Here is a 14,542-nt window from a genome sequence, read left to right on the forward strand (position 1 = left end):
ATCGAAACATTCGACCGGGGAAACAAGATCCAACAAATCCCAGAAACTACTGAAAATGTTGCGCGTTGACAATGCTTCGCCACTCCTCTAGCATCTGCCTTCAATCCTGCGACAGAAACCGTCCTGCGGAGCCGATTGTGATCAAACTCGACATCATCAACGAAGTCGTGAACAAGACGGGAATCACCAAGACCAAAGCCGAAATGGCCGTCGAGACCGTCTTCGAGAGTATGAAGAAGGCTCTGTCGCAGGGCGATCGCATTGAACTGCGCGGCTTCGGCGTCTTCAACGTTCGTCCCCGCAAGACCGGCATCGGCCGCAACCCTCGTACAGGCGCTGAAGTGAGCATACCGCCGGGCAAGGCAGTGCGCTTCAAACCGGGCAAAGAGCTTCAGTCGATCGACTAACGTAGACCTTCCCGCAAGCGACATTCCTTCGGATGTGTGACTTCTCCGGCTGTGCCGTGCCGCGTGCGATGCATAGTCGGTCAATGAGACTTTTCTCGATCAAGATGGGACAATAAGCTTTGGTTTCATTGAATGTCTGACTCTGGTTATCCCCTGGAAGTGCTCGAGCCGGCGCCTCGGCCGCATCAAGTGCACGTGATCCTTCCGCTGCGGCGGAGACACTGGCTGCATCTCCTGTTGTTTGCGGCAACCATCTTTACTACGCTGGTCGTCGGAGCCCGGCTGCAGTACAACTTTGCGCAAGGTTTGCCACAGTTCCATTCCGACGCCGACTTGTTTCCTCTGAGCTGGGCCTTGCAGAATCCCGAGAACCTGGTTCTGGGAATTCCGTTCAGCGTCACTTTACTTGGAATTCTGTTGGCCCACGAGATGGGGCATTTCGTACTGGCACAGAGAAATCACGTCTACGCCACTTTGCCCTTCTTTCTTCCCGCCCCAACACTGATTGGAACGATGGGCGCTTTCATTCGCATTCGCTCTCCCATCAGGAGTCGTGCAGCGCTATTCGATATCGGCATTGCAGGTCCGATCGCGGGATTTATTGCCGCTCTGCCGATCCTGTTGTTCGCCTTGATGATGTCGCGGCTTGCAGCCAGCCAACCCACTGACTCGGGACTGGTACTGGGCTTTCCATTGATTTTCCATCTCGCCTGGAAACTGCTGCATCCCCACGGCACTCTGCAGCTGGCTCAACTCAGCCTGTCGCCTATCGGTATCGCTGCATGGGTGGGAATGTTTGCCACTTCCCTTAATCTGCTGCCCGGGGGGCAACTCGACGGCGGACACATCGTTTACGCACTTTTACCGCGATTCCACAAGCTCGTCTCTCATCTGACCGTATTGGCATTGGTTCCTCTCGGCATATTCTGGTGGGCAGGATGGTTGATCTGGGCGGTCTTGCTGCTGCTGACTCTTATGCGGCATCCCCCAGTGCCGGAGTATCCGCCCCTGAACCGCAAGCGGAAACTTCTCGGCTGGTTTGCGCTGTTCATGTTCGTATTGACCATGCTGCCGACGCCGTTTTCCCAAATTGATTCCAAGCGCGGAGTGCAGCCCGCGAGCTTGCGGCAGATGTTCCACTAATGCCTGCGTTGCTTCGAAGCTTGTCGGTTAAGATCCGATGTCGTAAATCGGTTTTAGGGAAGGCATCGGCCTTAGCCGTGCCGTTCAAGCGAAACCAATGAGACCGGCTTCAGCGGCTGAGGTTTGCCTTCATAAAGAGCGAAGTTGCATTCGCACCCAGACTGCTTCTTTCAGGATGAGGGGATTGCCTCAGTGGCTAAAGCCGGGGAAAATTAGAGTCCTCAAACGGCACGGCTGATTCCGGTGCCCTTCGCTACATCAGCGACTGCGGATCCACATCAACGATGATGCTGGTCCGTGGCACTTGCTCGGTGGTCGCACTCGCAATCATTGCGCGCAGCGTACCGTTCAGCTTCTCGCGGCTGGCAGACTTCAAGATGAAATGGTAGCGATAATCGCGTTTCAGACGCGACAGCGGAGCTGCGGCCGGTCCCATCACGCGAACGCCTTCCATTCGGGTACGTTCGACCCAGCGATGCACAATGCCTGCGTAACGCATCGCGTGCTCGAGTTTATCGCTGCGAAGCAGGACATTTGCGACGCTGGTGAACGGCGGATAATGCATCCATTTTCGGTAACGAAGCTCCTGCTCATAGAATCCGAGATAGTCGTGCTGGGCGGAGTAACGAATCGCGTAGTGTTCGGGAAAATATGTTTGCAGAACAACCTTGCCCGGGCTCTCTCCTCTCCCAGCGCGTCCTGCTACCTGAGTGAGCAATTGAAATGTGCGTTCTGCAGCGCGAAAGTCGGGAAGCCCAAGGGCGAAATCGGCTCCGACCACGCCGACGAGGGTGACGCCATGGATATCGTGTCCTTTGGCGATCATCTGCGTGCCCACCAGAAGGTCGAGTTCGCTGGCGTGCAGTTGATTGAGTACACGCTCGAAGTCATGGCGTGTGCGCACAGTGTCGCGATCCAGCCTTCCTATGCGAGCGCTTGGAAATGCCTCCTGCAAAGCTTCCTCGATCTTCTCGGATCCAGCGCCCAGAAAATAGACGTGCTCGCTTGAGCACTTAGGACAAATCTTCGGAACCGCAGTGCGATAACCACAGTAGTGGCACTCGAGACGTTGCCCGGCGGGTACGCGATGCGGCAGAAGCGCGTGCGAGATAGCGCCTTTATGGTGGGTAAGCGAAACGGCGCAGTTGATGCATTGCAGGGTCTCTCCGCAGGAGCGGCATAGAACTACCGCTGAGTATCCGCGCCGATTCAGCAGAATCATTGCCTGTTCGCGGGCTTCGAGCCGCCCGCGAACTTCTTCGACCAGCTTGCGCGAGAAGAATTTCTCTTCACCGGTCTCCTGAAACTCCTGGCGCATGTCGATGATCTCCACTTCGGGAAGCGGGCGCTGCTGGACGCGTTCTCGCAATTCAATCAGCTTGTATCGACCCTGACGGGCGTTGTGATAGGTCTCCAGTGCCGGAGTGGCGGAGGCCAGCACTACCGCTGCCCCCGAGAGCTTGCCGCGCATGATAGCGACGTCGCGTGCGTTGTAGCGAGGCGTCTCCTCCTGCTTGTAGGAGGAGTCATGCTCCTCGTCAACCACGACCAACGCGAGATCCCTTACTGGAGCAAAAACCGCTGACCGTGTTCCAAACACAATGCGAGCATCCCCGCGATGGATCCGATGCCATTGTTCAGCTCGCTCGTCGTTCGTGAGCCCGGAATGCAGAATGGCGACCTGTTCTCCGAATATGCGGTGCAGGTTGGCGGCCGCGGCGGGCGTAAGTCCTATTTCGGGAACCAGCAGAATCGCGGAGCGTCCCTGCGCGAGGACAGATTGCATCGCCGTCAGATATACGGCAGTCTTGCCGGACCCGGTCACGCCATGCAACAGCGTTACAGAGAAGCGCCGTTCGCCGACGCTCGCCTCAATCGCATCCAGTGCGCTGGTTTGTGAGGGGTTCAGATGTTCGCGTGCGAAGTGCGCCGATGATGCCGGAACGGTCGTGATGTGGAATTCTGCCGGCTTCTCCTCGATCCTTACAAAGCCGCGACGCACGAGGGTACCCAGCGTTGTCCTCGGAACATCAAGCCCATTCAATTCATCAACCGCTGTAGAGCCTCCAGAGCTTGCTAATCTCGCAAGCAGTATTTCCTGATTCGGATTCAACTTGCGGGTCGAGCTCCCCTGTTCCGAAGGCACCAGATGCGCGATCTTTACGATTCTGTGCGCATCCCGTATCGAAGTGATGTCCTCACGAATCATCCAGCGCTTTGCTTGCAGTCCGCGCAGTGTCTCGCGGGTCGCTCCGGCAGCGCTGCGCAATGCGTTCTCTCTGGCACTGTCGATTTGCGAGAGATAGTCGAGCACCTGGTATTCCAGCATCTGGTCCACGATAGATTTCTTCGAGCGGCCCGAGTTGCCGCCCTGTGCAGAGTCGTAGAGTGCCGTTCGACCGACCTCAGTGATGCTGTATGCCCAATCGCGTTTTACTTCAGCCTGCAACGGCAACATCGCGCGCAGCACTTCGCCGATCGGTGCGATGTAGTAGTTCGAGATCCACTCCGCAAGCTGCATGAGCGGGGGATCGATCAGCGGCTCGGCATCGAGAACCGAGTGAAGCGCTTTGGCTTCTACACTCGGCGGCCGATCGTGGAGGGCTGTGACCACACCTGGCAAACGCGACGTGCGAAAGGGAACCAGCACCCGACCGCCAATTACCGGCGTCTGGCCATTCACGCGGTAGGTGAAGGTCATCTCCAGCGGTACGGGCAACGCTACATCGCAAAAATCGGGCATCGACTAAGAGCTACTGTAACCCCTACCGCAATACGGGTGTTCCGGGAAAGCCCGAAAGGAGTCAACTACTCATGCAGATGAAGAGAGTTAGGATTCACGCCCATTGTTGAACGGAGCGAGTCCACGATGTCTCGTCCTTTTCTAATCCGTCCTCTCCTCGCGACTGATATCAAAATGCAAAGCTATTGCATCATCTCAGAATGATCTGTGTGAATCCTCCAATATGCTTTTATCTGCGCGAGTAGTTGCATTCGCGTGCAGGCCAGTGGCTCCATGCTAGAAGGCTACAATAAATTTGGAAGCTTTCACATGCGCCTACCGTTCTGCCTTGTTTACAGCAAGGATTACTACCTGCCTATTGGTGCGCATGTTTTTCCCGCTCGGAAATACCGGATGATTCATGATCGCCTGCTCCAGACGGGGGAGGCCGATGAGACCGACTTTCTTGAGCCAAGACCCGCCTCCGACGATGATGTTCGCCTTGTGCATGGCAGCGGATACGTGGATCGGCTGCTTCATGGAGAGTTAAGCCAATACGAAGAGATGCAGATGGAGCTGCCGTATTCGCGGGAGTTAGTAAAGGCGTTCTGGCTCTCCGCTGGTGGTTCGATTCTGGCGGCTGAGCGTTCGCTGGCAGATGGAATTTGCTTCAACGTGGGCGGCGGATTTCACCACGCTTATCCCGATCACGGTGAGGGCTTTTGCATGATTCACGACGTCGCCATCGCCATTCGAAAGATGCAGAAGCTCGGGCGAATTCACCATGCAATGACGGTAGACTGCGACGTGCATCATGGGAACGGCACCGCAGCAATCTTTCCCGCGAAGCCGACCAAGCCTAAGCCGCTGCCGAGCATTTCTTCGGTTCAAGTACAGCCACAAATCATCTCTCCGCCGGCAAATGACAGCGATGTCTTCACGATTTCTGTGCATCAGCAGAATAACTATCCTGCGTATAAGCCACCCTCGTCGATCGATGTGAACCTGCCGGACGGTACCACGGATTCCGAATATCTAGCCTGGCTTGATCAATCTTTGAGTTCCGGACTCCGCCAGTTCTCTCCGGACTTGCTCTGCTACATTGCTGGAGCGGATCCCTACCGTGAGGACCAGCTTGGTGGGCTGGCGCTTACGATTGAAGGGCTAAAGCAGAGGGATGGGTTAGTCTTTAAGGTGGCTAAGGCGCGCGGTATCCCGGTGATGGTCACGCATGCGGGAGGATACGCTCGCAACGTGCAGGACACAGTCACAATTCACGTGAATACAATTCTTGCCGCGAAAGCGATCTGGGGAAGCGAAGCATGATCGAAGTTCGACGCTGCCTGTTTTGATTCGACCTGCGCCGCGCGGCCGTGAGCCTGCGCAAAGCAGCAGGCGAAAAAGGCATTGATGTGAAAGTGCGTTCAGGTCCGCCTGGGCAACTTCAGATTTTCCGCGATGGTGCAAAGTTGTTCGACTACAAAGAAGCGGGTGACCTTCCCGAAACAGGAGAACTCTTACAGTTGATAATCCCCTAGGCAACATCTCTTCTCTTGTAGCCCATGCGCGTATTGCCATGGGAATGGGTCTCCACATCTCCTGCGAGCCCGGAGGACGGGATTCTTCAGCCAGGCTACTGGCGATTCGGAATGCCGCCCTGCGGGTTCCAGACAATTGGCATCTATTCCCCACGGCTGTACGCGCGTGGGCTGCAAGAATGACGCGCCTTCGGCGCTCTACATCAGTAGAACAGTTCCGGAGCGCTTAGGCGCCCCGGGCTTCGATACATCAGTGGCGATCGTTGTCGTGATCGTGGTCCTTGTCGTGATCATGGCGGTAAGTCCAATAAGCGCGCTGATCTTTCTTGCTGAGCTTCCGGTAGTCGCGATAATCCCGGCCATTGTAGGTTTGCCCATACCACTGCCGGTATTCGCGATCTTCGTCATTGTTCCAGGTGTGATAGTCGTGGCGATTAAGGATCGTAAATGCGGGAATTCTGTTTGTGATCGCGATCATCGCGATCGTGGTCCCTGTCCTGCGCGTACATCGCGATTGGTGCGGTAATAACACCTGCTAAAAGCAGCGAGCTTACTCTGCGAAGCAACCCCCTTCATTACTCCTCCTTAACGTCAGCATGCGACTCCAGTTTAGATGCCTACTCTGATTGTGACGCCATTCGAGGCGTGACTACCCTCCGTGAGAATTCTTAAACTTTGTTAAAAAAAGGCGCTTCAGAGTCGCTGTTTGTGATTCGCTCAGGCCCTACGGAATGAGCCAATTCAGAGCAAATTACTTGCTGCGATCACGCCAGGCGTTTTAGACGAGTCGACTTAGCACTAGCGTCTCGAAGGATCGCACTCGCTCAAAGACAGCGTCATTAGTAATCAACCCAGTAGCTTGGCTATGAACAGCAGTTGCGGCCAAAAGAGCGTCCGGTGTTTTGAGACGATGAAAAGCCCGAATTCTAGCGGCTAGGTCTGCAATTTCCAATGTGGCGGCAATCCACTCGAGTTTCGGATATGTTGACAGCAAACCTGAGAAGGCGTCCGCACGCTTTTTGTCGAGTTCACGATACGGTTGAACCAGAATCTCGGTCATCGTGATTGTTGAAGTGACCGCTTGATTGCCGCTCTGCTCGATCCAAAGAAATATTTGATCGGTGAACCTGACATATTTTGGGTGTTCTTCCAGCTGATAGATGAAGACGCTGGTGTCGAATGCGATGCGTTGGTGACGACTAAGAAACGCGCGGAGAGGATCTAATCCCAATCATCGCGCTCCTTCTGGAGATAGTCGTCTGGATAGACCCCCCGACCCAGGCCTCGAATCGCCTTGCGATAAGATTTCGGCTTCCGCAATACCAGGACTCGGTCACTGCGTACTACAACGAGAATTTTGTCGCCCGGCTTAAGACCCAGAGCTTCACGGGCCTCGCGGGGAATCACGATCTGATTTTTCGCTGAAAGGGTCGCCTCAGGCATGCTTTACATTATAGCAAAAAGTAAAGCGAACGTTGGGGAGTCCCCGAATCAGTTCAATGGATTCGTGAGCATTTAGAATTAGGTCTTAGTCCTATGTTTGAGAATCTTTCCGAAAAACTTCAACGAACCTTTAAGAACCTGCGCGGGCAGGGACGTCTTAACGAAGAGAACATGCAGGAAGCGCTGCGTGAGATCCGCCTGGCGCTGCTTGAGGCCGACGTCAACTTCAAAGTCGTCAAAGAGTTGGTCGACCACATTCGCGAGAAGGCTCTCGGTTCGGAAGTAATGCTGCAAATTTCGCCGACCGAGCAAGTAGTGAAGATCGTCCACGATGAACTGGTTGCGATCCTGGGCAAAGACACTGCCAAGATCAAGTTCGCATCCCAGCCTCCGACTGTTGTGCTCATGGCCGGCTTACAAGGTTCAGGTAAGACAACTTCATCGGGAAAGCTGGCGCAGTGGTTCAAGAAGGGCGGTCATCGGCCAATGCTGGTTTCGGTCGACGTATACCGACCGGCTGCGCGCGAGCAGTTGAAGATCGTGGCGAACGCGATCGGCGCGAACATTTACGAAGGCAAGGTTGATGGTGAAGCCTCTACTGCTGTGGTCGAGCGGTTGGCCACGGAAGCGCGGCGCGAGGCGCAGAACTCAGGCTGCGATGTATTGATCGTCGATACCGCTGGGCGATTGCACATTGATGACAAACTAATGGATGAGATGCAGCTCTTGAAGAAGCTGCTCAATCCTCAGGAAATCTTGTTCATCGCCGACGCGATGACTGGACAAGATGCGGTGAACTCCGCCAATGAATTTCACAAGAAGCTCAGCTTGACCGGAGTGATTCTGACCAAAATGGATGGTGACGCACGCGGTGGCGCCGCGCTGTCCATCCGCAACGTTACCGGACAGCCGATCAAGTTTCTTGGTGTTGGCGAAAAATACGATGCTCTGGAGCCATTTCATCCAGATCGCATCGCCGGCAGGATTCTTGGCATGGGCGACATTTTGTCGCTCGTCGAGAAGGCGCAGGAGAAGCTTGACGCGAAGAAGTCCGAAGAGTTCGCCAAGAAGGCGCTCAGCGGCGATGGCTTTTCGCTGGAAGACTTTCGCGAGCAACTACGCCAAATCAAGAAGCTCGGTTCGCTCCAGAGCATTGTGAAGATGCTGCCGAGCATTGGTCCTTTTGCAGGAATTCAGGGAATGGCCGACAAAGTTGACGACAAAGAGCTGAACCGTGTAGAGGCCATCATCAATTCGATGACGCCACACGAACGCGATCATCACGAAGCGATCAACGGCAGTCGTCGCAAGCGCATCGCTCGCGGCTCGGGCACGACCGTGCAGGAAGTGAACCAACTGCTCAAGCAATACGCGATGATGAAGAAGCAGTTCAAGAGCTTGAGCAAAGGCGGCGGATTTTCGCGCAAATTGGCGGGAATGCGCTTCCGGTAAAAACCTTTTCATCACGGAGACACGGAGTCACTGAGAACAGCCAAGCTAACCACGAAATAAAGGAAGGCTTTTGAACTGCTTGCCGGCTCCCTTCGGTCCTTTGTGGTTTCACCCCGGCTGTTTTCCATGTCTCCGTGGTGAAAAGAAGGACGGACAAGATGCATCTGAAACCCAGTCTTGATTCATCAACAGCATCGTGAGCGCCAATCCCATCAACAATGCGCAGGCCTTCAGCGATGCAGCTTCTGAACACTGGGAGCTGCTCGGCAGAGATCTCCGTGGGGACGTAGAGAGCTTTAATCGGGATCACGGAGGATCGGCTTCTTTCGATGAAGCCGGACCGACCGAGTATCGGGTTCAGAACCCCGCTTCCGGACTTGAGGCACGGATTACCGCGGACACTGAGGACCACATCGTCCGTTATGAGTTCGTCCGGATGAATGACAATAGCGCCGGAGCGCCAGAGGGAGGGATTCTTTCCATACGTCTCGGGCGAGAGGGGGTCGAGTTCTACTCGGCAGACCAGCCGCTGACCACCGCCGAAGCTCGGAGTTTGCTATTGGATCCTCTCCTCGATGTGCCTAATCGGTGAGGCGGTATGCTTTACCGTACCGCAGGCCAGGTTACTCTAAACTTGTAAGTTTTCCTGAAGATACGCCATAATCAATAGTCCGGCTGCATACACTGTCCGGATTATGGACAGACATCCCGCAGTCAAGCAGGAAAGGAAAATAAACGTCAGTGTTAATGATTCGTCTGGCGCGCGTTGGTGCGCGTAAGCAGCCTTATTACCGTGTAGTCGTAATCGATAAAGAACGTGCCCGCAACGGACGGGCGCTGGAAGTGGTGGGCCTGTACAATCCGCGCACCAGTCCTGCGACAGTGGACTTGAAGCGCGAACGCATTGATCACTGGGTCTCGAAGGGCGCTCAGGTATCCGAAACGGTTGGGAAGCTGATGTCCAAGGCCACCGCTCCAGCGGGAACCGCGGCCTAAAATACGCAGTCGTAAACGCGCAGTCATTCAGTTGAAAAGAAAGCAGGGCTAGTCCCCCGACTCCTAACGATGCTGCGACTCGCTGAAGTTCTTGCGGGTATGGGGGTTTGTACTTCCAGGTGAGAGATGGGCGGCCAAGGCCACCCATATGGGAGTCGATTATGCCGACTGAGCAGGGCGGAGACGTGCGGGCGCTTGTGTTGGATATCGCGAAGGCTCTGGTCGATGAGCCTGATTTGGTCACAGTAGAGGCTATCGAAGGTCCGGAAAGCACGGTGCTGGAGTTGCGGGTAGCTCAACGAGATTTGGGAAAAGTGATCGGTAAGCAGGGACGCACCGCGCGTTCCCTGCGGACAATTATCGGCGCTGCCAGTATGAAACTGCATAAGCGTCACAGCCTTGAGATTATCGAGGATGGACTGCCCGGCGGTGTGCAGTCGGGTGCAGCAGGCGCCTAAAAACGGGGGAACTCGTTACAGGAAAATTCACTGCTAATTCGCTGTTATTCACTGTTCCTAAAACGAGTTTTCTGAATTCTGGGCAGAATTCGATAACTTTCGGGTTTACTTCTAAAATTCACTGTTAAATTCGCTGTTAAATTCGCTGTTCTTTGCTCCGCCTCATTTTCCGCTGGCTTCTGAGATCGTGATAATGTCCTGAACCGTATTGCCTCCATCCGTTAAATTCATTGTTGTCGCCCGCATTGTGCGTCCCCAAGGAAGACGGGGCGAGGTGCTAGCCGAGATCCTCACCGATTTCCCGGAAAAATTCTCCGAGCGCTCCCAGCTGTGGCTTGGCTGCGAAGATGACTCGCAGCCGCGCGAGTACCAACTCGCAAATCATTGGTTTCATAAAGGCCGAGTAGTGCTCAAATTTGAGGGCGTGAACTCCATATCCGACGCCGAGTTCTTGAGCGGGTTATTGGTCCAGGTTCCGCTCGAGAAACGCGCGGAACTCGAGGAAGGAAAGACTTACGTTGCCGATCTGGTTGGAAGCATGGTGGTTGACGTCTTGAATGGCCGCCGACATGAGATTGGCCGGATTGAGGATGTTCGGCAAGATGTCGGCGCCGCGCCATTGCTGGTCGTGCTCCGAGCGGGCGAGGAATGCGAAATCCCCTTTGCGGAGGAGTATCTAGTGCGGTTTGACGCTGCCCGCAAAATTCTCGAGATGAAGCTTCCCCCCGGCCTGCTAAAAATAAACGCACCTTTGTCGGAGGAAGAAAAGCAACAGCGGTAGGCGCATCAAGCCATCCAAAGCGGCTCTCTGCGACAATAAGCGAACTCGATTTCCCCAATGCGTTTCGACATCCTTACGATCTTTCCTGACTTCTTTCGTGGGCCGCTCGACTACGGAGTATTACGTCGTGCGCGAGAGCAGAAGCTGGTGGAAGTGAATATCCACGATCTGCGGGCCTTCACTCATGATCGTCACCAGACTGTCGACGATCGTCCCTTCGGCGGTGGCGAAGGCATGGTGCTGAAGCCGCAGCCGATTTTTGAATGCATCGAATCGTTGAGCCTAAGTTCACGGGAAAACAGGCTTCACCCTGAATGCAGGGAATCGGTGATTCTGCTGTCTGCTCAAGGCCGGCTTTTTCATCAGCGCGAAGCTGAGGAGTTAGCAAAATTGGATCGTGTAGCGCTCATCTGCGGACGCTATGAGGGAGTTGATGAGCGGGTGAACGAATATCTTGCTGACCGCGAGATTTCTGTCGGTGATTTCGTTCTGAGCGGAGGCGAGCTCGGCGCTGCGATCATCGTCGATACCATCTCGCGGCTAATTCCTGGTGTTCTCGGCAACGAGGCGTCGGCACATCAGGAAAGCTTCAGTTCGACTGTGCGACCATCTCAAGACGGCCTCCCAGACTCAACCTGCGGTCCGGGTGGACTTCTGGATTATCCACACTACACGCGCCCAGCGGATTTTGGCGGCTGGCTAGTCCCAGAGGTGCTCTCGTCAGGGAATCACGATGAGATTCGCCGCTGGCGTCGCCGAAAAGCCATCGAGAAGACGCTGCGAAATCGGCCAGAGCTTCTTAAGGCCGAGCTTCTTACCGAGGAAGACCAGAAGATTGTCGCGGGTTTGCAGCGCACGGGAAAGCTGATTCAATAGCGGCGAATGCGGTACAATGAATGTTTGTCTGAGAGGGTGCGGTGCGCCCTGAGACCACATGCAATGCCCCAAGCTCCACCTGCCAGGGCATTGCAAATCATGAAATTCCGAGCGGAGCCCGGCAGCGGTCGGTGCAACGTATGCGCGAAAGGAACTGATAATGTCGATTTCACCGATCATGGCAAAGGTTGCAGAGAAGCTGCAGCGTAAAGATATCCCGCAGATATCTCCCGGCGATACGGTTCGCGTTCAAGTCAAGATTAAGGAAGGCGACAAAGAGCGGGTGCAGGCGTTCGAGGGTGTTGTCATCGCTAAGAAGGGCGGTCCGCAGGCCAGCCTTACGGTTCGCAAGATCAGCTTTGGTCAAGGCGTCGAACGCATCTTTCCTCTGAACTCGAAGGTCATTGATAAGATCGAGCACGTCCGTAGCAGCCGCGTGCGCCGGGCGAAGCTGTTCTATCTGCGTGGACTAAAAGGAAAATCCGCTCGTCTGCGCGAGGTTGAGAGCTAGCGTCTCTCTCATTTCGAGCGGGAGTATCCTGCGTTACACTATTCTGCCCTTCCAGGCTCCTGGAGCATTGATGCAGAGTACCCGCCTTACCCGCCTGCTAACGACTCTTGTGTTCTGTTCGATCTCCGCGTTAGCGCAAACATCTGCTTCACGTTTGAAGGACGCTGCTCCACACATGCCGGCAAACAAATTCGCCACTCAAAATGAGTGGTGGAAGTATTCCGTCTTCTACGAGATCTACCCGCGAAGCTACGGAGATTCGAATAACGATGGGACCGGCGATCTGAACGGGATCACGCAGCATCTGGATCACCTCGCACGCCTGGGAGTGGACGCCATCTGGATTACGCCCTGCTTCCCTTCGCCTCAAGTAGATTTTGGGTATGACGTCTCCGATTACCGCAATATCGATCCTCAGTACGGAACTCTCGCTGATTTCGATCGCCTGGTCGCCGAGGCCAAAAAACGTCACATAAAGGTCATTCTGGATTTCGTCGTCAATCATTCTTCCGACAAACACCAATGGTTCATGGAGTCGGCGAAATCGACGACGAATCCTTATCGCGAATACTACATCTGGCGCGATGGCAAGAGTGAAGGGCAACCGCCGAACAACTGGACTTCGACCTTCGGCGGTCCGAGCTGGACGTTTTCAGAGACCACGAAGCAGTGGTACTACCACTACTTCTATCCCCAGCAGCCCGATCTGAACTGGCGCAATCCGAAAGTCGAATCCGAAATGTTCGAAATTACCCGCTTCTGGTACCAACGGGGCGTCTACGGCTTTCGCCTGGACGCGGTCGACACGATGTTTGAGGACCCGAATCTCACCGACAATCCTCCTCTGGAGGGCACCGATGCTTACGGCATGCCGTTGCAGGAGCACATTCACGACCACAGTCTGTCTGAAGTTCATGCCGAATTGCAGAAGCTCCGCAAAGTTGCCGACGAGTCTTCCGGTCGCGTTCTCATCGGGGAGACCTGGACCAAGACAGCCGAAGAGCTAGCCGAGTATTACGGACCCAGCAACAACGAACTGCAAATGCCGATGTACTTCAACTTCACGAAAGTCGACGAGCTGGATGCAAATGAATTTCGCCAGAAAGTAGCCGCCATAGAGAGCAATCCTGTGCATGGCTGGCCGGTGTACGTGCTCAGCAACCACGATATCCGCCGATATGTGGACCGATATGGAACGGGAGATAACAAAGATCAGGTCGCGAAATTAATGTCGGCTCTTTATCTCACGCTCCGCGGCAGCGCAATCATGTACTACGGCGAAGAGATCGGCATGGAAAATAACGATCCCAAGCGCGTGGAGGACGTGAAGGACGTAATCGGGAAGAAAGGCTGGCCGAAGGAAATCGGACGCGATGGCGAGCGCAGTCCGATGCAGTGGGATTCCTCCGTCAACGCCGGATTTAATCAGGGAGCGACACCATGGCTCTCCGTTGATGCAAATTACACCACTCACAATGTTGCGAGTGAAATGGCGGAGGCTAACTCAATCCTGAATTGGTACAGGCACATCATCAAGCTCCGGCGCACTCATCCCGCCTTCTACTCCGGCGATTATGTCGTACTAGATGAGAACAATCCCAATGTCATGAGCTACCTTCGCAAATCGAAACGCGAGATGGCTCTCGTGGTGCTCAACTTCTCTTCGCAGCCGCAGAACATCGCGCTCGATACAACCAGGATCGGAGCTTCCAAAGGACGAGTGCTGGCTGCGACGAGTGCGACAGCGGCAACGATCGATCTCAGTAGAGTTTCTATCGAGCCCTATGGTGTTGTGATCGCTGAAGTTCAGAAATGATAGAAAGTATTGACAGGCGAGTTGAGGGACAAGAACCGCCGCGCCTTCGCACGGGTTTTCGATAGAACTGTTTGTTTTTCTTCTGCTGAACAACTTCCTGAAGTATGCTTCCTCGATTCCCAGCACCACGTCTTGGCGCGAGGTGAGGATGAGCGAAGGAAGGCTCTTTTATGGTTGGTGGATAAGCATCGCTGCGGCCGTGGCTCTCTTTCTGGGCGGTCCACCGATTCTTGTGCTCTCCTTCCCGGTATTTTTAAAAGCTTTTGCCAAGGAATTCCACGCGAGCCGATCTGCCATCTCGCTCGCTTTCAGCTTGCATAATATTGTCGCTGCCGCTGCGTCTCCTCTATTTGGACGCCTGGTCGATCGCGTCGGATCGCGAAAGATGATCATCCTTGG

The 14,542-nt window shown here is 54.8% G+C and carries 16 protein-coding genes; 12 read left to right on the forward strand and 4 right to left on the reverse strand.

Going from position 1 to position 14,542, the window contains the following annotated elements; genetic code table 11:
- Window positions 1-137: 137 nt before the first annotated feature.
- Together DMG62_08100 and DMG62_08105 are read left to right on the forward strand one after the other, a co-directional pair.
- On the forward strand, window positions 138-407 hold the full coding sequence (locus DMG62_08100) for an integration host factor subunit beta (GenBank protein ID PYY23616.1): 270 nt from the start codon (window positions 138-140) through the stop codon (window positions 405-407).
- A gap of 132 nt (window positions 408-539) precedes the next feature.
- A complete protein-coding gene (locus DMG62_08105; protein ID PYY23617.1) occupies window positions 540-1,550 on the forward strand; it encodes a site-2 protease family protein in 1,011 nt (336 codons plus the stop codon).
- Window positions 1,551-1,803: 253 nt separating this feature from the next.
- Here DMG62_08105 and priA read toward each other — a convergent pair whose 3' ends face one another.
- Complete coding sequence (gene priA, locus DMG62_08110) at window positions 1,804-4,293, reverse strand: primosomal protein N' (protein ID PYY23618.1); 2,490 nt, start codon at window positions 4,291-4,293, stop codon at window positions 1,804-1,806.
- Window positions 4,294-4,566: 273 nt separating this feature from the next.
- Between priA and DMG62_08115 the strand changes: the two genes are divergently transcribed.
- Window positions 4,567-5,598: a histone deacetylase gene (locus DMG62_08115; GenBank protein ID PYY23619.1), complete on the forward strand. Its 1,032-nt coding sequence runs from the start codon at window positions 4,567-4,569 to the stop codon at window positions 5,596-5,598.
- A gap of 462 nt (window positions 5,599-6,060) precedes the next feature.
- Here the strand turns inward: DMG62_08115 and DMG62_08120 are convergent, their stop codons facing one another.
- The 3 genes from DMG62_08120 to DMG62_08130 form a co-directional block, all read right to left on the reverse strand.
- A complete protein-coding gene (locus DMG62_08120; protein PYY23620.1) occupies window positions 6,061-6,288 on the reverse strand; it encodes a hypothetical protein in 228 nt (75 codons plus the stop codon).
- Between the two features lie 300 nt (window positions 6,289-6,588).
- On the reverse strand, window positions 6,589-7,041 hold the full coding sequence (locus DMG62_08125) for a hypothetical protein (GenBank protein PYY23621.1): 453 nt from the start codon (window positions 7,039-7,041) through the stop codon (window positions 6,589-6,591).
- Window positions 7,032-7,253, reverse strand: coding sequence for an AbrB family transcriptional regulator (locus tag DMG62_08130; protein PYY23622.1), 222 nt, complete (start codon window positions 7,251-7,253; stop codon window positions 7,032-7,034). Before DMG62_08130 ends, DMG62_08125 begins: the two co-directional genes overlap by 10 nt.
- Before the next feature lie 93 nt (window positions 7,254-7,346).
- Between DMG62_08130 and DMG62_08135 the strand changes: the two genes are divergently transcribed.
- From DMG62_08135 to DMG62_08175, 9 genes are all read left to right on the forward strand, one after another.
- Window positions 7,347-8,705 carry a signal recognition particle protein gene (locus DMG62_08135; GenBank protein ID PYY23623.1) on the forward strand — a complete coding sequence of 453 codons (1,359 nt, stop codon included), beginning with the start codon at window positions 7,347-7,349 and terminating at the stop codon, window positions 8,703-8,705.
- A gap of 196 nt (window positions 8,706-8,901) precedes the next feature.
- On the forward strand, window positions 8,902-9,297 hold the full coding sequence (locus DMG62_08140) for a hypothetical protein (protein ID PYY23624.1): 396 nt from the start codon (window positions 8,902-8,904) through the stop codon (window positions 9,295-9,297).
- A gap of 155 nt (window positions 9,298-9,452) precedes the next feature.
- Window positions 9,453-9,701 carry a 30S ribosomal protein S16 gene (gene rpsP / locus DMG62_08145; GenBank protein PYY23625.1) on the forward strand — a complete coding sequence of 83 codons (249 nt, stop codon included), beginning with the start codon at window positions 9,453-9,455 and terminating at the stop codon, window positions 9,699-9,701.
- Between the two features lie 161 nt (window positions 9,702-9,862).
- A complete protein-coding gene (locus tag DMG62_08150) occupies window positions 9,863-10,159 on the forward strand; it encodes an RNA-binding protein (protein ID PYY23626.1) in 297 nt (98 codons plus the stop codon).
- Window positions 10,160-10,367: 208 nt separating this feature from the next.
- A complete protein-coding gene (rimM, locus tag DMG62_08155) occupies window positions 10,368-10,940 on the forward strand; it encodes a 16S rRNA processing protein RimM (GenBank protein PYY23627.1) in 573 nt (190 codons plus the stop codon).
- 57 nt (window positions 10,941-10,997) lie between these two features.
- Window positions 10,998-11,816, forward strand: coding sequence for a tRNA (guanosine(37)-N1)-methyltransferase TrmD (locus tag DMG62_08160; GenBank protein ID PYY23628.1), 819 nt, complete (start codon window positions 10,998-11,000; stop codon window positions 11,814-11,816).
- Between the two features lie 160 nt (window positions 11,817-11,976).
- Window positions 11,977-12,327 (forward strand): 50S ribosomal protein L19, encoded by a 351-nt coding sequence (locus DMG62_08165; protein ID PYY23629.1) that lies wholly within the window; start codon window positions 11,977-11,979, stop codon window positions 12,325-12,327.
- A 70-nt stretch (window positions 12,328-12,397) separates the two neighbouring features.
- Window positions 12,398-14,143, forward strand: coding sequence for a glucohydrolase (locus DMG62_08170; protein ID PYY23630.1), 1,746 nt, complete (start codon window positions 12,398-12,400; stop codon window positions 14,141-14,143).
- A gap of 148 nt (window positions 14,144-14,291) precedes the next feature.
- A partial coding sequence (locus tag DMG62_08175) for an MFS transporter (GenBank protein PYY23631.1) occupies window positions 14,292-14,542 on the forward strand: 251 nt, incomplete at its 3' end.

It is taken from the genome of Acidobacteriota bacterium (genome assembly GCA_003225175.1).
Taxonomy (GTDB): Bacteria; Acidobacteriota; Terriglobia; order Terriglobales; family Acidobacteriaceae; genus Gp1-AA112.